Annotated in this window: 16 protein-coding genes and 2 pseudogenes; 6 read left to right on the top strand and 12 right to left on the bottom strand. The window is 68.3% G+C overall.

The window, feature by feature from the left end:
- The first annotated feature begins 15 nt into the window (after positions 1 to 15).
- On the top strand, positions 16 to 873 hold the full coding sequence (locus tag A5712_RS04205) for an RDD family protein (protein ID WP_068101765.1): 858 nt from the start codon (positions 16 to 18) through the stop codon (positions 871 to 873).
- Here A5712_RS04205 and A5712_RS04200 read toward each other — a convergent pair.
- Positions 870 to 1,259, bottom strand: coding sequence for a hypothetical protein (locus A5712_RS04200; protein ID WP_068101762.1), 390 nt, complete (start codon positions 1,257 to 1,259; stop codon positions 870 to 872). The genes A5712_RS04205 and A5712_RS04200 overlap by 4 nt on opposite strands.
- Positions 1,260 to 1,470: 211 nt before the next feature.
- On the opposite strand from A5712_RS04200, the gene A5712_RS04195 reads away from it, so the two are divergent.
- On the top strand, positions 1,471 to 2,172 hold the full coding sequence (locus A5712_RS04195) for a PadR family transcriptional regulator (protein WP_068101759.1): 702 nt from the start codon (positions 1,471 to 1,473) through the stop codon (positions 2,170 to 2,172).
- 84 nt (positions 2,173 to 2,256) lie between these two features.
- On the opposite strand, the gene glpK is transcribed toward A5712_RS04195, so the two are convergent.
- Positions 2,257 to 3,783 carry a glycerol kinase GlpK gene (gene glpK / locus A5712_RS04190; protein ID WP_068101757.1) on the bottom strand — a complete coding sequence of 509 codons (1,527 nt, stop codon included), beginning with the start codon at positions 3,781 to 3,783 and terminating at the stop codon, positions 2,257 to 2,259.
- 124 nt (positions 3,784 to 3,907) lie between these two features.
- On the opposite strand from glpK, the gene A5712_RS04185 reads away from it, so the two are divergent.
- Both A5712_RS04185 and A5712_RS04180 read left to right on the top strand, forming a co-directional pair.
- Complete coding sequence (locus A5712_RS04185) at positions 3,908 to 5,380, top strand: glutamate--cysteine ligase (protein ID WP_068101754.1); 1,473 nt, start codon at positions 3,908 to 3,910, stop codon at positions 5,378 to 5,380.
- Between the two features lie 7 nt (positions 5,381 to 5,387).
- Positions 5,388 to 6,077 (top strand): methyltransferase domain-containing protein, encoded by a 690-nt coding sequence (locus A5712_RS04180; RefSeq protein WP_068101752.1) that lies wholly within the window; start codon positions 5,388 to 5,390, stop codon positions 6,075 to 6,077.
- Positions 6,078 to 6,101: 24 nt separating this feature from the next.
- On the opposite strand, the gene A5712_RS04175 is transcribed toward A5712_RS04180, so the two are convergent.
- The 10 genes from A5712_RS04175 to A5712_RS04130 all read right to left on the bottom strand — a co-directional run bounded on the left by A5712_RS04175 (position 6,102) and on the right by A5712_RS04130 (position 16,472).
- On the bottom strand, positions 6,102 to 7,220 hold the full coding sequence (locus A5712_RS04175) for a PE family protein (RefSeq protein WP_068101749.1): 1,119 nt from the start codon (positions 7,218 to 7,220) through the stop codon (positions 6,102 to 6,104).
- 279 nt (positions 7,221 to 7,499) lie between these two features.
- Positions 7,500 to 8,909, bottom strand: coding sequence for a PE family protein (locus A5712_RS04170; RefSeq protein ID WP_068101746.1), 1,410 nt, complete (start codon positions 8,907 to 8,909; stop codon positions 7,500 to 7,502).
- 295 nt (positions 8,910 to 9,204) lie between these two features.
- A complete protein-coding gene (egtE, locus tag A5712_RS04165) occupies positions 9,205 to 10,347 on the bottom strand; it encodes an ergothioneine biosynthesis PLP-dependent enzyme EgtE (protein WP_068101743.1) in 1,143 nt (380 codons plus the stop codon).
- On the bottom strand, positions 10,344 to 11,309 hold the full coding sequence (egtD, locus tag A5712_RS04160; RefSeq protein WP_068101740.1) for an L-histidine N(alpha)-methyltransferase: 966 nt from the start codon (positions 11,307 to 11,309) through the stop codon (positions 10,344 to 10,346). Before egtD ends, egtE begins: the two co-directional genes overlap by 4 nt.
- Entirely contained in the window at positions 11,306 to 12,004 is a 699-nt protein-coding gene (gene egtC, locus A5712_RS04155) for an ergothioneine biosynthesis protein EgtC (RefSeq protein WP_068101737.1), read from the bottom strand. Before egtC ends, egtD begins: the two co-directional genes overlap by 4 nt.
- Positions 12,004 to 13,299, bottom strand: coding sequence for an ergothioneine biosynthesis protein EgtB (egtB, locus tag A5712_RS04150; RefSeq protein WP_068101734.1), 1,296 nt, complete (start codon positions 13,297 to 13,299; stop codon positions 12,004 to 12,006). Before egtB ends, egtC begins: the two co-directional genes overlap by 1 nt.
- The gene (egtA, locus tag A5712_RS04145) at positions 13,296 to 14,564 is read right to left on the bottom strand and encodes an ergothioneine biosynthesis glutamate--cysteine ligase EgtA (protein ID WP_068101731.1); all 1,269 of its coding nucleotides are present in this window, start codon (positions 14,562 to 14,564) and stop codon (positions 13,296 to 13,298) included. The genes egtB and egtA overlap by 4 nt, the downstream gene beginning before the upstream one ends.
- A gap of 167 nt (positions 14,565 to 14,731) precedes the next feature.
- The gene (locus A5712_RS04140) at positions 14,732 to 15,379 is read right to left on the bottom strand and encodes a sensor domain-containing protein (RefSeq protein ID WP_156766406.1); all 648 of its coding nucleotides are present in this window, start codon (positions 15,377 to 15,379) and stop codon (positions 14,732 to 14,734) included.
- Between the two features lie 170 nt (positions 15,380 to 15,549).
- A complete protein-coding gene (locus A5712_RS04135) occupies positions 15,550 to 15,960 on the bottom strand; it encodes a hypothetical protein (RefSeq protein ID WP_068101726.1) in 411 nt (136 codons plus the stop codon).
- 128 nt (positions 15,961 to 16,088) lie between these two features.
- Positions 16,089 to 16,472, bottom strand: a complete 384-nt coding sequence (locus A5712_RS04130) for a hypothetical protein (protein WP_068187240.1) — start codon at positions 16,470 to 16,472, stop codon at positions 16,089 to 16,091.
- A gap of 303 nt (positions 16,473 to 16,775) precedes the next feature.
- On the opposite strand from A5712_RS04130, the pseudogene A5712_RS31750 reads away from it, so the two are divergent.
- Both A5712_RS31750 and A5712_RS31745 read left to right on the top strand, forming a co-directional pair.
- Positions 16,776 to 17,147, top strand: a pseudogene (locus tag A5712_RS31750) (PE family protein); the annotation flags it as partial.
- A pseudogene (locus tag A5712_RS31745) lies at positions 17,133 to 17,291 on the top strand (hypothetical protein); the annotation flags it as partial. The pseudogenes A5712_RS31750 and A5712_RS31745, both read left to right, overlap by 15 nt.

Below are 17,291 nucleotides of genomic sequence, written 5' to 3'. Positions count from 1 at the left end.
GTACCGTTCGGTGTTATGTCGGAGGTGGTGACCGGGGACGCCGTGGTGCTCGACGTGCAGATCGCTCAGTTGCCGGTGCGGGCGGCCAGCGCGCTGATCGACATCACGGTGATCTTCATCTGCTACGTGCTCGGCCTGATGTTGTGGGCGGCCACCCTGACCCAGTTCGACTCCGCGCTGAGCACCGCCGTCCTGCTCATCTTCACGGTGTTGGTGGTCGTCGGCTACCCGTTGGCGTTCGAAACCGCCACGCGGGGAAGGTCGGTGGGCAAGATGGCGCTGGGCCTGCGGGTGGTGTCCGAGGACGGCGGCCCAGAACGCTTCCGGCAGGCGCTGTTTCGGGCGCTGGCGTCGGTGGTGGAGATCTGGATGCTCGCCGGGAGTCCGGCGGTGATCTGCAGCATCTTCTCCCCGAAGGGCAAGCGCATCGGCGACGTCTTCGCCGGCACGGTCGTCGTGAGCGAGCGCGGCCCCCGGTTGAGCCCGCCGCCGGTGATGCCGCCGTCGTTGGCGTGGTGGGCGTCCTCGCTGCAGCTGTCGGGATTGGACCCCGGCCAGGCCGAGGTGGCGCGCCAATTCCTCTCCCGCGCACCGCAACTCGATGCCCACTTGCGTGTGCAGATGGCCTACCGGATCGCCGGCGACGTCGTGTCGCGCATCGCACCGCCACCACCACCGGGGGCCCCGCCGGAGTTGGTACTCGCCGCGGTGCTCGCCGAGCGGCACCGCCGCGAACTGGCCCGGCTGCGTCCCCAACTGCCCTCGATGCCGCCTGCGGGCCCTTGGCCGCCACCGGCCGCGCCCTGGTCGCAACCGCCCCCGCAACAGCCGTGGCCGCAGACCGATCCCGGCGGCTTCGCGCCGCCCGGTTAGCCGGAGACCGCCGCCGCCATCAGCAGGACGTCGGCGATCAGCAGCGCCCAACCCACCAGCGGAACCGCGATGCCGCCGCGGCGCTTTGCGGTGAAGAACGAGATCAGCAGGACGACGAACGCCACCACCGGCGCGCCATAAAACGCGACGCCGAAATCGATGCCGCCGCGCCCCAGGTCGGGACAGCTCCGGTCCGCACACCCGGCGGTGCTCATCACCGCACCGAGCGCGAAGAGCATCACGATGGCCGCCGCCGGCACCGTCGCCAGCGCCAACCCCCAGTTCACCCACGGCCACGCGTTGCGACCTTGGGCGTCGCCGCCCCGGGTGGGGTCGGTCGCGCTTTGCGTCCCGCCGCCCACCGTCAGGTTGTTATCAGCGTTCATCCCTCAGGTGCTACCCGCGGCCCGGGGGATGCAAACCGCGCGAGGACGCCGGGTCAAAATTCGCTTTTCGCAGGTCAACGCGATTTCGTTGCCGCCCATGCCGGAGTTATCGGAATATCTCGTTGCATCGCGTTAGTTTCCGATATATCGTGATATGACGTAGCGTGCGACCGGCGCGTTACCCACAAACCATCGAGAGGAACTACCAACCATGAGTAACCCATTCACTCCCCCCGAGGGCCCCTTCGCGGGCCGGCCCGGCTTCGGATTCGGCTTCGGACCCGGCCCGGTTGACCGCCGCGCCCTGCACGACGCCAGGCGTCAGGCCCGGCGGGAATTCCGCGAACACCTGCGCGACCACGCCGGTGACCACTTCGGCCCCGGGTTCGGGCCGGGATTCGGTCCCGGGTTCGGCCCGGGCTTCGGCTTCGGCCCCGGCGGCCGTCGCGGCGGACGACGTCGTGGCGGCTCCGGCCGCGGACGCCGCGGCGATGTGCGCGCGGCCATCCTGGCCCTGCTGGCCGAGCGGCCGATGCATGGCTACGAGATGATCCAGCAGATTGCCGAGCGCAGCAACGGAATCTGGCGGCCCAGCCCCGGGTCGGTATACCCGACGCTGCAACTGCTCGACGACGAGGGCCTGATCAGCGCGAGCGAAACCGACGGCAGCAAAAAGCTTTTCGAGCTGACCGACGAGGGACGCGCGGCGGCCGAGAAGATCGAGACCAAGCCGTGGGACGAGATCGCCGAGGGCGCCGACCCGGGTGCGGTCAACCTGCGCGCGGCCATGGGCCAGTTGTTCGGCGCGGTCGCGCAATCCGCGCACACCGCCACCGCCGAGCAGCAGCAGCGCATCGTCGAGATCATCAACAACGCCCGCCGCGAGGTCTACGGCATCCTCGGCGAGGACTAACCCCTTTTTCCACCGCGAGCGTGCGCAGATGTACGGTCGTACCGGAGTGTCGGCGTACAAACACGCACGCTCGCGGTGGAGGCGTTAGGACACATCAACCCAGTCCAGGGTCCGCTGCACGGCCTTGCGCCAACCCGCGTATCCGGCGTCGCGCTGCTCGTCGTCCCAGTTGGGCGTCCAGCGCTTGTCCTCCTGCCAATTCGACCGCAGGTCCGACGGATCGGCCCAGAACCCGACGGCCAAACCCGCCGCATAGGCGGCGCCCAGCGCGGTCGTCTCGGCGACCACCGGCCGCACCACGTCCACGCCCAGCACGTCGGCCTGGATCTGCATGCACAGGTCGTTGCCGGTGATGCCGCCGTCGACCTTCAAGACCTCAAGGCGCACACCGGAATCCGCCTTCATCGCGTCCACCACGTCCCGGCTCTGGTAGCAGATCGCCTCCAGCGTCGCCCGCGCCAGGTGCGCGTTGGTGTTGAACCGCGACAGCCCCACGATCGCGCCGCGGGCGTCGGATCGCCAGTAGGGGGCGAACAGCCCGGAGAACGCCGGAACGAAATACACCCCGCCGTTGTCGGGGACCTGACGGGCCAGCGACTCGCTCTGCGCGGCGCCGCTGATGATGCCGAGCTGATCACGCAGCCACTGCACCGCCGAGCCCGTGACCGCGATCGAACCCTCAAGCGCGTACACGGGTTTGGCGTCGCCGAACTGGTAGCAGACCGTGGTCAGCAGGCCGTTGTCCGAGCGCACGATCGTCTCGCCGGTGTTGAGCAGTAGGAAATTGCCGGTGCCATAGGTGTTTTTCGCCTCGCCCTCGGCCAGGCACACCTGACCGACCATCGCCGCGTGCTGGTCGCCCAGGACTCCCGTGATCGGCACCTCGCCACCGAGCGGCCCGGTATCCAACGTCACCCCGTAGGGCTCGACGGGAGAGGACGCCGCGATCGCCGGCAGCATCGCGCGCGGGATGGCGAAGAACGACAACAGCTCGTCGTCCCAGTCCAGCGTTTCCAGGTTCATCAGCATGGTCCGGCTGGCGTTGGTCACGTCGGTGACGTGCGCGCCGCCCCGCGGGCCCCCGGTGAGATTCCACAACACCCAGGTGTCGGCGGTGCCGAAAAGGGCGTCACCGCTCTCGGCGGCCTCGCGGACCCCGTCGACGTTTTCCAGAATCCATTGCAGCTTGCCGCCGGAGAAATACGTCGCCGGCGGCAGGCCGGCCTTTCGGCGGATCACGTCCCCGCGGCCGTCGCGGTCCAGCGCGGACGCGATCCGGTCGGTGCGGGTGTCCTGCCAGACGATCGCGTTGTAGTACGGCCGCCCGGTCCGCTTGTTCCATACCAGCGTTGTTTCGCGTTGGTTGGTAATCCCAAGTGCCGCCAGGTGTTTCGGCGACAAGTTGGCCCGGTTCAACACCGACATCAGCACCGACGACGTGCGTTCCCAGATCTCCACCGGGTCGTGCTCGACCCAGCCCGCGCGGGGCAGGATCTGCTCGTGCTCGAGCTGATGGCGGGCAACTTCGGCACCGTCGTGATCGAAAATCATGCAGCGGGTACTGGTGGTGCCCTGATCGATTGCGGCTACGAATTCAGCGGACTCGGCCAACTAGCTCTCCTCCACCCGTGATTGACGCCTGTAGGTCCATCATGGTCTACCCACCCGACCGGCGTCAGCACTGGTCAGCCTGTCGCGCTTGCGCTGCCGCCGGTAAACCTGTTGCATCGGCGTTGTGGGCGAAGAGGTCAAGCGCACCACGTATGACCGCGCGCAACGCTCGGAATACCGGCGCAAGGTGCGGTTGTGCCTGAACGTCTTCGAGACGATGCTGGCCCAGTCGCGCTTCGATTCCGACCGGCCGCTCACCGGCATGGAGATCGAGTGCAACCTCGTCGACGCCGACTACCAGCCGGCCATGTCGAACCGGTCCGTGCTGGAGGCCATCGCCGACCCGGCTTTCCAGACCGAATTGGGCGCCTACAACATCGAATTCAACGTGCCACCCCGCCCGCTGCCCGGGCACACGGGGCTGGACCTCGAGGCCGAGGTGCGGGCCAGCCTCAATGACGCCGAGGCCAAGGCCAACTCGGGCGGCGCCCACATCGTGATGATCGGCATCCTGCCCACGCTGATGCCCGACCACCTCGACGACGGCTGGATGAGCGAGTCAAAGCGGTATGCCGCCCTCAACGACTCAATCTTCTCCGCCCGCGGCGAGGACATCCCGATCGACATCTCCGGCCCGGAGCCGCTGAGCTGGAACGCCGCCACCATCGCACCCGAATCCGCCTGCACCAGCATGCAATTGCACCTGCAGCTGGCCCCCGCGGAGTTCGCCGCCAACTGGAACGCGGCCCAGATCGTCGCTGGCCCGCAGCTGGCGCTGGGCGCCAACTCCCCCTACTTCTTCGGCCACCAGCTGTGGTCGGAGACCCGGATCGAGGTGTTCACCCAGTCCACCGACACGCGGCCCGAGGAACTCAAGGCCCAGGGGGTGCGGCCGCGGGTCTGGTTCGGCGAACGGTGGATCACCTCCGTGCTGGACCTCTTCCAGGAGAACATCCAGTACTTCCCGTCCCTGCTGCCCGAAGTGTCCGACGAAGACCCCGTCGCCGAGCTGGCCGCCGGGCGCACCCCGCAGCTGCCCGAATTGCGCCTGCACAACGGCACCGTGTACCGGTGGAACCGGCCCGTGTACGACGTGGTCGACGGGCGCGCGCACCTGCGGCTGGAGAACCGGGTGTTGCCGGCCGGGCCGACCGTCATCGACATGCTGGGCAACTCCGCCTTCTATTACGGCGTGCTGCGCGGCCTGTCCGAAGACGAGGATCCGCTCTGGAACCGGATGGGTTTCCTTGTGGCGCGGGAGAATTTCCTCGAGGCGGCGCGCCACGGCATCGACGCCCGCCTGCTCTGGCCCGGGCGGGGCAAGGTGACGGCGCGCGAGTTGGTGCTCGACACCCTGCTGCCGATCGCCGACGACGGGCTACGCCGCTGGGGCGTCGACGCCGAGGTGCGCGACCGGTTCCTCGGCGTCATCGAGGGTCGCGCCCGCGCAGGCCGCAACGGCGCCAGCTGGCAGGTGTCCACCGTCCGTACGCTGGAAGCCGGCGGCATGAGCCGGCCCGCCGCGCTCGCCGAAATGCTGCGGCGGTACTGCGAACACATGCATAGCAACGAGCCGGTGCACACCTGGGATCAATAGGGGAACCATGTCATCCGAAATCATGGACTGGGACGGCGCGTACCGCGAGGAGGGCGAATTCCAGGGGCCGCCCCCGTGGAACATCGGTGAGCCGCAGCCCGAGTTGGCGGCGCTGATCACGGCCGGAAAGTTCCGCAGCGACGTACTGGACGCCGGGTGCGGGTACGCCGAGCTGTCGCTGGCGCTGGCCGCGCAGGGCTACACCGTGGTCGGCATCGACCTCACGCCGACCGCCGTCGCCGCCGCCACCAAGGCGGCCCGCGAGCGGGGCCTGTCCACCGCGAGCTTCGTGCAGGCCGACATCACCGACTTCGCCGGCTACCCACCCGGTTCGGAAGGACGCTTCTCGACGATCGTGGACTCGACCTTGTTCCACTCGCTCCCGGTCGAGGGCCGCGGCGGCTACCTGCGCTCGATCCACCGCGCTGCGGCGCCGGGCGCCGGGTATTTCGTCCTGGTGTTCGCCAAGGGCGCCTTCCCCGCCGAGATGGAGCCCAAGCCGAACGAGGTCGACGAGGACGAGTTGCGCGAAGCGGTGAGCAAGTACTGGGAGATCGACGAGATCCGGCCCGCCTTCGTCCACGCGAACATCCCGCCGATCGCCGACGCGCCGTTCGAATTCCCGCCGCACGACCGCGACGAGAAGGGCCGGATGAAGTTGCCGGCCTTCCTGCTGACGGCGCACAAGGCCGGCTGAGACCTGGTCAGGCGCCGGCGCCGCTCACAGTGGGGGGATCTCGAACTGGAAGAGCGGAACGGATTCGATGGTGACGCTGGGGACGAAGATGTTGGGCAGGCTGAAGCCACCGACGCCGATGGACGAGATCGTCAACGGCGGCAGGGCGAAGCCGGGCTCGCTGATCGGCGGCAGCGTGAAACCGCCGACGCCGATGGGCGGAATGGTGATGGACGGGATCGTGAAGCCGGAAAGTCCGATGGACGGGATGGTGAAGCCGGAGAGACCAATCGGCGGTATGGTAAATGACCCGAGGTTAATGGGCGGGATGGTGAATCCCGAAATAAATCCCGGCGTGTTCATGCCGAGCGAAGCGTTTATGTCGAAGTTCTGCAGGTTGACGCTTATGGTGCCAAGCAGCGCAGAGTTGATCGTGACCAGTGTTTGATTGTTCCCCAGCACCTCGAAATCCGGGAATTGTATCTGCGGGAAGTTGATCTGCGGAACAGTTACCGCAGGCAAGGTGATTCCAGGAACTTGGATTTGCGGGAGGCTGAAGCCCGGCACGGTTATCGCCGGCAGGTTTATCGGCGGCACCGATATGGCAGACGTGGTTATCTGCGGCAGGCTGAACGCACTCACGCTTATGGGCGGCGACGTGAAGGGCGGAATGTTTATGGACGGAATGGATATCGGCGGCAGGCCGAAAGCGGAGAGGTTTATTTGAGGGATGCTCACCGGCGGTATGGCGATCCTCGGTGTGCCGATCGTGACCAAGGTGCCCGCCGCCCCGGTCTGGATGTCGATGATGCCGTCGAGCAGGTTGAAGTCCTGGACGGGCGCCGCCGCAACGGCCGCCTGCGCGGCGCCGGACACCTGCGCCACGTTGGAGGCCTCCGCGGCCGCGTAGGCACCCGCGCCGGCGTTCAGCAAGGAGACGAACTCCTGATGGAACGCCTGGGCCTGCGCGCTGAGCGCCTGGAATTCCTGGCCGAAGTTGCCGAACATCGAAGCGATCGCGACCGAAACCTCGTCCTGAGCCGCAGCCGCTATCCCCGTCGTGGGACCCGCCGCGGTCACCGCGGCGGCCAATGACGAACGCACACCCGCCAAGTCCGCGGCCGCACTTTGGACCAGATCCGGCGTTGCAATCACGAACGACATCTCGCACCCCTTTCTCACGGCTCGTCATCGAGCGGAGGCCGGCGAATGTTCTCGAGCCCTGGACCAGCGGCCAGTGGCTACCGACCGGATATGAGTGAGTACAACCGATTTCCATACCTTCGGTCAAGGAAAACGGTTATTTTCAGAATGGACATTCGCTGGCCGGACAATTGCGGCGGAATAGTCCAGAAAGCGCCAGAGGGCGAGTACCTATATCCGCGCGAGCGCACTGCGGCCGGCGTGACAGGCCGGCCGACGCTTGCGGCGCCCAGAGGCCGGTTAGGGACCCGTGCCCAGCAGGCTGGCCGCGACGTCGTTAACGATCGAAATGAAGTTGTTCGCTTCGATGGTCAGCCCGTTCAACCAGGTGGGGATGGGCGGGATCGTGAACTGGTCTTCCTGAACGGGCGCCACGGTGATTTGGGGGATGTCGACACCGGGCAGGTTGAAGCCGCCGACGCCGACGGGCGGGATGGTCAGCGGCTCCGTGGCGAAACCCGGCCAGCTGACCTGGGGCAGCGTGAAACCGCCGACACCGATCGGCGGGATGGTCAGCGGTGCCGTGGCGAACGCCGGCCAGCTGACCTGCGGCAGCGTGAAACCGCCGATGGCGATGGGCGGAACGGTGACCGACGGGATGGTGAAGCCGGAAAGGCCGATGGACGGGAACACATAATTGCCGCCGCTCGGGTTGCTGACGCTCAGGATCGGCAGAGTCAGAGCGCCGATTTGAATACTGGGGATACCGAATTGGGAAATAAACCCTTGCGTGTTGAAGCCGAGTGACGGCGCGTTGATATCGAACGATTCAAGGTTGATGTTGTAGTTCGGAAAAAGGATATTACCGGTTGTCAGGGTGACCACCGTCGCGCCGTTACCCGGAACGCTGATGTCCGGGAATTGTATTTGCGGAAGGTCGATTCTGGGAACGGTTATCGACGGGAGGCTCCAATTCGAAACCTGAATCAGGGGCGTCTGGAAGGGCGGTATCGTCACCGCGGGCAGATTGATCGGCGGCACCGTAATGTCGGGCGTCGTTATCTGCGGCAGGTTGAATGCGCCCACGGTGATGTTGGCGGGCGTCGTCCCGGCCGGGATATTGATCGACGGTATCGACAGTTGCGGCAGGTTGAACGGACTCACCGTGAGATTCGCGAGCGTCGCGCCGGCCGGAATGTTCACGGGCGGAATGGTGAGCTGGGGCAGGTTGAAGGGGGCGACGCTGATCGGGGGAACGTGCACCGCCGGCAGCGTGAACCCCGGTGTGCTGATTGTGAATTGAATGCCACCGGTCCCGATATTGATGTCCAGGAGGCCGTTGAAAAGGTTGAAGGTTCGATAGGTCGCGGCGGGTACGGCCGCGGCGGCCGGCGCAGCACCGGCTACCGCGTTGCTCAGCACCTGCCCGGCGTTAACGGCCTCGGCACTGCCATATGCCGCGGCGCCGGCATTCAGCAGGCTTTCGAATTCCGCATGAAATGCCTGCGCCTGGGCGTTCAGAGCCTGAAATTGCTGGCCGGCGCTGCCGAAGACCAAAGCGATTGCGTTCGATACCTCGTCCGCCGCGGCGGTCGCAATCCCGGTGGTGGGCCCGCCGATCGCGGCGGCTTGCGTCAGCGAGGCACGAATACCCGCCAGGTCTTGGGCTGCACCCTGCACCGCTTCCGGCACGGTAACCACATACGACATCTCCGTCTCCTTTCACGCACGCCGAAAACGGCAGAGCAAGGCGAATGTGACGGCGGCCGAAGCCAATTCACCGTTCGGCTCGTCCCAGGCGGCATGCAGCATCTCAGGCGGTGACATTGCGAAGTTCATCCCGCACCTCTTTCACCGGCCCCATCGCCGAGCGGCGAGCAGATTTCCGAAGAGTGATCCGCCGCGTGCTGCTAAAGCCAAAAGCTACCGCACACATGCCTAATAAGAACAGGCTTTTCCGTACTTTCGGTCAAAATTGGGGTGGAAATTGACGAGTTCGGTATTTTCAGCCCGTCGCGGCTGTCGCTGCGATCAGCGCCTCGGCGAAGGTCTCGAGGTCGTCGGCGGTGGCGTCGACGTGCGGGGAAATCCGTAGCACCGCCCCGGACAGTTCTTGGGGCGCGCGCGCCACCCCGGCATAGGTGGTCACAATGCGTCGCTCGGCGAGCAGCCAAGCCCGCACCGCTTCGGGGTCGGCGCCGTCGGTGGGGGCCAGCGTGGTGATGGCGCTGGGCTCCTCGGCCTCTTCGACCACCAGCCAGCCATCGACATCGGTCAGCAGGGTGCGGGCGATCTCGCCCACCTCCGCCAGTCGGGCACGGACGGATTCCGGTCCGTATGCCAAATGTTCCCCCACAGCAACCGAAAACCCTACGCGCGCAGCGACATTGGCTTCCCCGAACCCCAGTTGCTGGGCCACCGACAGTTGCGCCGCCCAGCGCGGCGCCGGCAGCCGCGGCGTCAGTCGATCCATCAGCTCGGGCCCCAGGGCCAGGACACCGACGCCCCGCGGTCCGGCGATCCACTTGCGCGACGACGAATACACGGCGTCGGCGCCCACCGCGCAGTCGATGTGGCCCAACGCCTGCGCGGCGTCCACCACCAGCGGCAGGCCCAGCTGGCGGCAGAGCTTGGCCACCATTGCGAGCGGCTGCACCACGCCCCGGTGGCTGGCCAGCGGGGTGAGATGCACGAAATCAGGTGGGTCGCTCTCTAAGTCGAACGCCGCCTCGTCGAGCGCCAGCCGCCCGTCGTCCAGGGTCGGCAGGGTCCGCACCTCGAACCCGTGGGCGGCCATCACCGCCAGGTTGGGGCCGTACTCGCCGGGCAGGCAGGCCAGCGTGCGCCGCTCGGCCGGCCAACTGCCCAGCAGCAGGTCGAGCGCATGCAGGGAGCCGGTGGTGAACACCACCTCGGCGTCGGGCACGCCGCACAGCGTCGCGACCGCTGCCCGGCCCGCCTCGAGCAGCGGGGCGGCCGCCTCGGCCGCGACGTACCCGCCGACCTCCGATTCGTGCAGCGCATGCTTGGCGGCGGCGTCCATGGCGGCGAAACTCTGGCGTGAGCAGGCGGCGCTGTCCAGGTGTAACCCGGCCACGGGCGGGCGGGCCGCCCGCCACCGCTCGGCCAGCGAACCGCCGAGGCTCACTTAACGGCCAACGACAGCCCGAAGTCGCCCGCTTCGTCGGTCCACCATCGGATCCGGCGCAGTCCGGCGTCGGCCAACTCGGCACTCACCCCGTCCGGGCGGAACTTGCACGACACCTCGGTCAGCATCTCTTCGCCGTCCGCGAAATCGACGGTCAAGTCGAGCGCGCCGACGCGCACCCGCTGGCTCCGGCCGGACCGCAGCCACATTTCGATGCGCTCCTCGTCGGTGTTCCACCGCGCGACGTGCTGGTAGGCATCGATGTCGAAGTCGGCGTCGAGTTGGCGGTTGATCACCGCGAGCACGTTGCGGTTGAACCGGGCCGTCACACCGGCGGCGTCGTCGTAGGCGCGCACCAGCCGGTCGGTGTCCTTGACCAGGTCGGTGCCCAGCAGCAGGCTGTCCCCCGGCCGCATCACCCCGGCCAGCGTCGCGAGAAACTGCGCGCGCGGCTCGGGGGTGAGATTGCCGATCGTCGACCCCAGGAACACGAACAGCCGTCGCCCGTCGCCGGGAATCTCGGTCAGGTGTTCCTCGAAATCCCCGCAGACGGCACTGATTTCGACGCCCGGGTACTCGCGCTGGATGGCGGTCGCGGTCGCCGACAGCATGCCGGCGTCGACGTCGAACGGCACGAATCCGCGCAGTGAACCCCGATCCCGCAACGCGTCCAGCAGCCGGCGAGTCTTCTCCGAGGTGCCGGCACCCAGTTCGACCAACGTGTCGGCCTCGCTGGCGGCCGCGACCTCGGCCGACCGCGCGCGCAGGATCTCCGCCTCCGCCCGGGTCGGGTAGTACTCGGGCAACCGGGTGATCTGGTCGAACAGGTCGCTGCCCACCGAATCGTAAAACCACTTGGGCGGCAACGACTTCGGCGTCTGCTGCAGGCCATCGAGCACGTCACGACGCAATGCGTGATACGCCGAGTCGGCGGCCAGGTGGTTGGACAGCGTCAGCGTCATCGAGATCCTTTCGAGTTGAGTGGGGTCAACTGAATCCCCTCCGAGTTGACCTCCACCAGGTGACGGTCCGGCACGTCTTCCCAGTCGGGCGCGTCGTCGTACGGTTCGCTGGCCAACACCACCCCGTCGTCGCGGCGCAGGATGAACAGGGTGTCGCCCCACGCGGTCGCCACCAGCCGAGAGCCGTTGGCGGCCAAGATGTTCAGCCGCGCCAAGGGGTCGGCCGAGCCGACTTCGACGATGGTGTCCGCCAGCGCGTCCAGCCCGCGCTCGAAGATGGTTGCCGCGAGTATGGCGCTGTCGCAAACGGATTCGGCCGACGAGGTGAGCGGAAGCACCCCGCGATCGACGATGCCGTTGTGCGACAACAACCAGCGGCCGTCGGTGAACGGCGCCGTCGCGCTGGCCTCGATCGGCATGCCGACGGTCGCCGAGCGCACCGCTGCCACGACGCAGTGGCTGCGCAGCGCCGGCGCGACCGAGTCGAACGACGCGTCACCCCACAGCGGCGCCGGGCTGCGCCAGCGCCGCGGCGTGTCACCGTCGAAAAACCCGACGCCCCAACCGTCGGCGTTCATCAGGCCGTGCTTCTGGCGGCGCGGAGCATACGACTGCACCCGCAGTCCGCACGGCGGATCCAGCACCAGCGACGAGACGCTCACGTCGGCGCCGAGCCAGCCCAGGTGACGGCACATCAGTCGGCCACGTCCCAGGCCAGGCGGACACCGGAGAAGATCTGCCGCCGGATCGGGTGGTCCCAGTTGCGGAAGCTGGGGCGCACGATCCCCGGCTCGACGGCCCACGACCCCCCGCGCAGCACCCGGTAGTCGCCGTCGAAGAAGGGCTGCGAGTAGCGCTCGTAGATCATCGGGACGAACCCCGGCCACGGCTGCAGCTGCGAGGCGGTCCACTCCCAGACGTCGCCCAGCATCTGCTCGGCCCCGTACGCCGAAGCGCCCGCGGGGTATGCGCCGACGGGCGCGGGCCGCAGCGCGCGGCCGCCCAGGTTGGCCACGGCCTCCGACGGTTCCTGCTCTCCCCACGGGTAGCGGCGCCGGGCGCCCGCCGCCGGATCCCACGCGCAGGCCTTCTCCCACTCGATCTCGGTGGGGAGCCGGGCGCCGGCCCAGGCCGCGTAGGCCTCGGCCTCGAAGTAGGTGACGTGCTGCACCGGCTCGTCGGCGGGGATGTCTTCGATGTAGCCGAACCGCGCGCGGGTTCGGCCGTCCGGACCCCAGAACTGCGGCGCGGTGAGGCCCGCGGTCTGTCGGTGCTGCCAGCCCCGCTCGGACCACCACCGCGGTTGGTCGTAGCCGCCGTCGTCGATGAACTGTCGCCACTCTCCGTTGGTGACCGGAACCCGGCCGATCCGGAAAGCCGGCACGTCGACGACGTGAGCCGGGCGCTCGTTGTCGAGCGAGTACGGTTCGCTCGCGGCGTCCACCCCCAGCACGAACGGGCCGCCGGGCACCAGCACCGACGTTCCCGCCAGCCCCGGACGACCCGCCGGCAGCACCGATCCGTCGCGCAGCAGCGGCGCGCCGGTGCGCAGGTTGAGCGCCTGCAACATCGTTTCGTCGTGCTGGTTTTCGTGGCTGACCACCATCCCGAAGGCGAACGCCGCTTCGTCTCCCGCGGGGTCGTCGGGCAGGGCGTCCAGGGCGTCCAGCGCAGCCGAGCGCACGGTCCGGCAATAGGACCGCGCGCGCTCGGGGGACAGCAACGGCAGCTCGACGCGGCTGGCCCGGGAGTGTTCGAAGGCGTCGTACAGGCCCTCGACGGCCGGCGGCAGGATCCCCGGGCGGGACGGATCGCCGCCGCGCAGCAACCAGAACTCCTCTTGCTGACCGATGTGCGCGAGGTCCCACACCAGCGGGCTCATCAACGGGTCGAACTGCCGCCATAGCTCGGCGTCGTCGAATTCGACCAGCCGCAGCGTCCGCGCCCGCGCCCGCGCCATGTCGTCGGCGAGCTTCTCCCGGGAAGTCACGCGCCCCCTTGCGGCCAGCGCGCGGCCCTGGAGACCGTGGCCTCGATGCCGTGCTCGATCACCTCGTCGGAGAAGTCGTCGCCGGGACATCGGCCCCGCTCGACTCCGCTGACCAGCAGCTGCATCGCCTCGGTCAGTTCCGCCGGCGCCCGCTCGGCCGCGACCGCCACGCACTTGTTGGCCGCCTCATAGAGCCGCCGGTCGCGGAGGCCGACCCGGGCGGCGGTGTCCCAGGCGGTGGCGACCGGTTCGACGGCCTCGGCCGCGATGTCGGCGGCGGCCGGGTCGTCGAGCAGCGTCACCAAGGTGAACACCACGGCGGGCCAGAGGGCGTCCGGCACGCTGTCGAGGTAGCGGATCTCCAGCCACTGTCTCGGCCGGACCGGCGGGAACAGCGTGGTCAGGTGGTATTCCAGGTCGGCGACGGTCGGGCGCCGGTCACCGAGCAACGCCCGGCCGTCCACCCAGTCGGCGAAGGGCACCCACCGCGTGACGGCCGTGGCCTCGGGGTTGTGCACCAGCATCACCGGGGCCTTGAGCGCATAGCGCGCCCAGTCGGTGCCCGGGTCGTCACCGCTGGCCCCGAGGATGGGCCCGCACCGCGCCGAGTCCATGTCCCCCCACACCCGCTGCCGGGTGGAGACCCAGCCGGTGAACTCCCCGCCCAGCATCGGGGAGTTGGCGGCGATGGCGATCATCGTCGGGCCCAGGGCGTGCGCCAGCCGGACCCGCGCCGCCCAGCCGTCCCGCGGCCCGGCGTCCACGTTGACCTGGATCGACGCGGTGGACGTCATCATCGCCGCGCCGGCCTCGCCGGAGCGGCTGGAGTGGAAGAACTGTTCCATCGCCTGGTAGCGCGCGCCGGGGTTGATGCGCCTGGGGGGCCGCAGCGGATCCGCCCCGAGGAAAACCAGTCCCAGCCCGGCGTCGGCGAAGGCCGACCGCAGCACGGCCTGGTCCCGGTTCATCGCATCGATGGAGGCCAGCACCCCGTCGGCGGGCGGACCGGATAGTTCGACGGCGCCGCCGGGTTCCACCGTGACGGCGCTGCCGCCAGGCAGCTTGGGCAGGTGCTCGAGCACGTCGGCGATTTCGTCCCAGCCGGGCCTGCGATGCGGGTCGGCCGGATCGTGGCAATGCCCTTCGAGCTCGAGGCCGATGGACCGCAGCGGTGCATCGGACAGGCAGGTCTCGGCGATGTACGTCGCGGCAGCGGAGGAGTCGACCATCTCGGCCTGGGCGGTGCTGACGGCCGCGGGCGTCATATCACTATCCCTTCGAGGGCCCGGCCGATCCGGCGTGGCCGGCGGACCGCTGGTTGCGCCGCTGACGGAGAAATAATCGCCACTACTTCATCTTGCAGATCGCACCGACATATTCCCGTCCTGCCGGACTTTTCCGCGACGGACCACCCGAGTGTCCTAAAACCACGCTACTGACCCAGCGCGTTCTGCATGGCCCCGGCCAGCACGTTGACCGCGGGTCCCGCGTTGCCAGACTGGCAGACCTTGGCCTGCAACAACACGTTTTCACGCAGCCTGGTTTGATCGAAGCACCGACGGTCGGTGCCGGCCTCCTGCTTCGTCCAGTTCGCGTCGCCGCCCGTCGCCGGGCCGCCGTCGAACGACCACACCTGTGTGACGCCGTTGTCCAGATGCATCGCAGTGGTCTGGCCCGAGCAGCCGACGGTCCGGTCGACCACGCGATGGAACGCCCGACCCGCGGCGTCGTTGCTGGCGAACACCCCGACGGCCTGCTTGACGAAGTGGGTCTGGTCGTTGGCCGACGTCTGTGTGGTTGCGCCGTTGAACGACGCGAGATCAGGATCGTCGAAGACTTCGGGCAGCCCGATATCGGCCCAGTTGTTGCACACCGGCAGGTCGACCGAATAGCCCTGGAACGGCTGCGTGAACACCGACTCCCAGCCCATCGGTCCGCCGACGATGTTGCCGACCGATCCCTTCGGCAGGACCGCGTAGTTCACCACCCCGGGCTCCGACGGGTGAGCGACCGCCGCGGGAACAGCCAGCGCTCCCCCGACCGCCACACCGAAGGTCATCACCGCCGCGCCGATGCGCATGGTCATGGGTTTCGATCATGCCAGGGCGGCTGCCGGGTGGCGAACATCGACTATCGGGCCCGGACCCCCTTCGAGGCCTTCGCGTAACCGCAATCCGCCCAACAACTTTCGGTGCGGCGGAACGAACTGGACCCCGCGTTTCTGTAATGGTTCAAAAAAGGCGCGTATGCCTACGGGCGCGGATTGCCCGGGGTGTTCGGCGCCGGCGCCGGCGCGCCGGGTGTCGGTGTCTGGCTGGGACCACCAGGACCGCCTGGACCGGCGCCCGGCGGCGGACCCCACGGGCCCATGCCCGGACCCCACTGCCCGCCGTACTGCCACGGTCCACCGGGGCCACCAGGTCCGCCGGGGCCGGGGCCGTACATCATGCCGTGATGATGCTTGTAGTGATGCCAGTGATGGCTGATTCCCATGACCATGGCCCCGGCGAAGAAGACGGTCGAGAGGATGAAAACGATCCCGGCGACGATCACCACCCACGCGGCGGCCACATAGACCTTCGGAGGCTTGACCGGCGCGTACGCGGGCGGGGCCGCGGCGGCCGGCGTCGGTTGCGTTGACGGTTCGGGTGTTTGGGTCATGCCTTGAATACTGCCCCTGTCGCCGACGGCGATAACAGGTCCGAGACGCAATTGTTGCTGAGAATCGAGCGGCCCGGCGCTCGTGCGAGCGCCGGGCCATCGGATATGGGTTTACCGACCCGCCGGGACTACGGCGTCCGGGACGGAGCGACGGACGACGGAATCTGGCTGGGTCCCGGGGCGCCTGGGGTCGCCGAAGCGGGCCCACCGCCTTGGACCGCCGCGGGACCACCGCCCGGGCCACCGGGGCCGCCCGGACCGCCGGGGCCGAAGCGGTGCGGATGCATGAACGCCGCGTGGTGCTTGTGGTGGTGACCGCCGTGGCCGTGATGCCCGAGCGCCATGCCGGTGAAGAAGATCACCGAGATGATGAACACGACTCCGGCGACGATGGCAACCCATGCCGCGGCAAGGAAGACCCGAGGGGTCCGGTAGAGCGCCGGCGCTGCCGCCGGCGCGGGTTCGGTTGCGGTAGCTGTCCGCACAGTTGGGGTTTCAGATGTTTCACTCATGAGACAAATGATGCGTGCGTCAAGAGTAGTTATGGCTATGCATTAGTTAAGTAGCAGCTATGAGCTAAAACCCCGCTCTACCTGGCCAAATCCTGGGCCCGCTACCCAACGGCCGCGGCGGTCTCCGACACTGGGGCGCTCGACCGACCTCGGCGCTTGCGACGTGGCCGAGGCTTGGCTAAACCGCCGATCCGGCCGTCGCTGCGTTACCGTGAATCGGTCCTGATCACCCTCCATCGGCTCGTGCAGCGAGCGAAGGTGCGGGACGTTCCTTGTCTGTCGCGACCGAGTGAGAGGTGCGGGATGTCGTTTGTGATCGCAGTGCCGGAGGTGGTGGCGTCGGCTGCTTCGGATGTGGCGGGCATCGGGTCGATGATCGGCGCGGCCAAGGCCGCGGCGGCGGCTCCGACCACAGGGGTCCTGGCCGCCGCCGGCGACGAGGTGTCGGCGGCGATCGCGTCGGTGTTTTCCACGCACGCGCAGGAGTTTCAGGCGCTCAGCGATCAGGCGGCAGCGTTTCATAACCAGTTCGTCGAGGCGTTGGCCGGCGCCGGCGGGTTGTACGCGGGCGCGGAGGCCGCCAACGCCTCGCCCTTGGCGAGCCTGCTGGGGGTGATCAATACCCCCACCGAGCTGCTGCTGGGGCGCCCGCTGATCGGCAACGGCGCCAACGGCGTCAAGCTCGTCGACGTGCCGACGCCGCTGGCCGCCGCCGGTGTCGACGAATCGCTGGTCGGCCGGATCCGGCACGACCCGGGCGTCCCGGACGGGCGGGGCCTGGCGCTGTTCGTGTCGCGGCACAGCACCGAGATCCGGATC

It is taken from the genome of Mycobacterium sp. E2327, from assembly GCF_001672675.1.
Lineage (GTDB): Bacteria > Actinomycetota > Actinomycetes > Mycobacteriales > Mycobacteriaceae > Mycobacterium.
This window is presented reverse-complemented; position numbering and strand designations above follow the sequence as displayed.

Excerpts from the sequence above, each read along its gene's own strand:
- A5712_RS04205 (WP_068101765.1), top strand. The coding sequence starts at position 16 with ATGTCGGAGGTGGTGACCGGGGACGCCGTGGTGCTCGACGTGCAGATC.
- A5712_RS04200 (WP_068101762.1), bottom strand. The coding sequence starts at position 1,259 with ATGAACGCTGATAACAACCTGACGGTGGGCGGCGGGACGCAAAGCGCG.
- A5712_RS04195 (WP_068101759.1), top strand. The coding sequence starts at position 1,471 with ATGAGTAACCCATTCACTCCCCCCGAGGGCCCCTTCGCGGGCCGGCCC.
- A5712_RS04180 (WP_068101752.1), top strand. The coding sequence starts at position 5,388 with ATGTCATCCGAAATCATGGACTGGGACGGCGCGTACCGCGAGGAGGGC.
- A5712_RS04175 (WP_068101749.1), bottom strand. The coding sequence starts at position 7,220 with ATGTCGTTCGTGATTGCAACGCCGGATCTGGTCCAAAGTGCGGCCGCG.
- A5712_RS04170 (WP_068101746.1), bottom strand. The coding sequence starts at position 8,909 with ATGTCGTATGTGGTTACCGTGCCGGAAGCGGTGCAGGGTGCAGCCCAA.
- egtD (WP_068101740.1), bottom strand. The coding sequence starts at position 11,309 with ATGACGCTGACGCTGTCCAACCACCTGGCCGCCGACTCGGCGTATCAC.
- egtC (WP_068101737.1), bottom strand. The coding sequence starts at position 12,004 with ATGTGCCGTCACCTGGGCTGGCTCGGCGCCGACGTGAGCGTCTCGTCG.
- egtA (WP_068101731.1), bottom strand. The coding sequence starts at position 14,564 with ATGACGCCCGCGGCCGTCAGCACCGCCCAGGCCGAGATGGTCGACTCC.
- A5712_RS04140 (WP_156766406.1), bottom strand. The coding sequence starts at position 15,379 with ATGCGCATCGGCGCGGCGGTGATGACCTTCGGTGTGGCGGTCGGGGGA.
- A5712_RS04135 (WP_068101726.1), bottom strand. The coding sequence starts at position 15,960 with ATGACCCAAACACCCGAACCGTCAACGCAACCGACGCCGGCCGCCGCG.
- A5712_RS04130 (WP_068187240.1), bottom strand. The coding sequence starts at position 16,472 with ATGAGTGAAACATCTGAAACCCCAACTGTGCGGACAGCTACCGCAACC.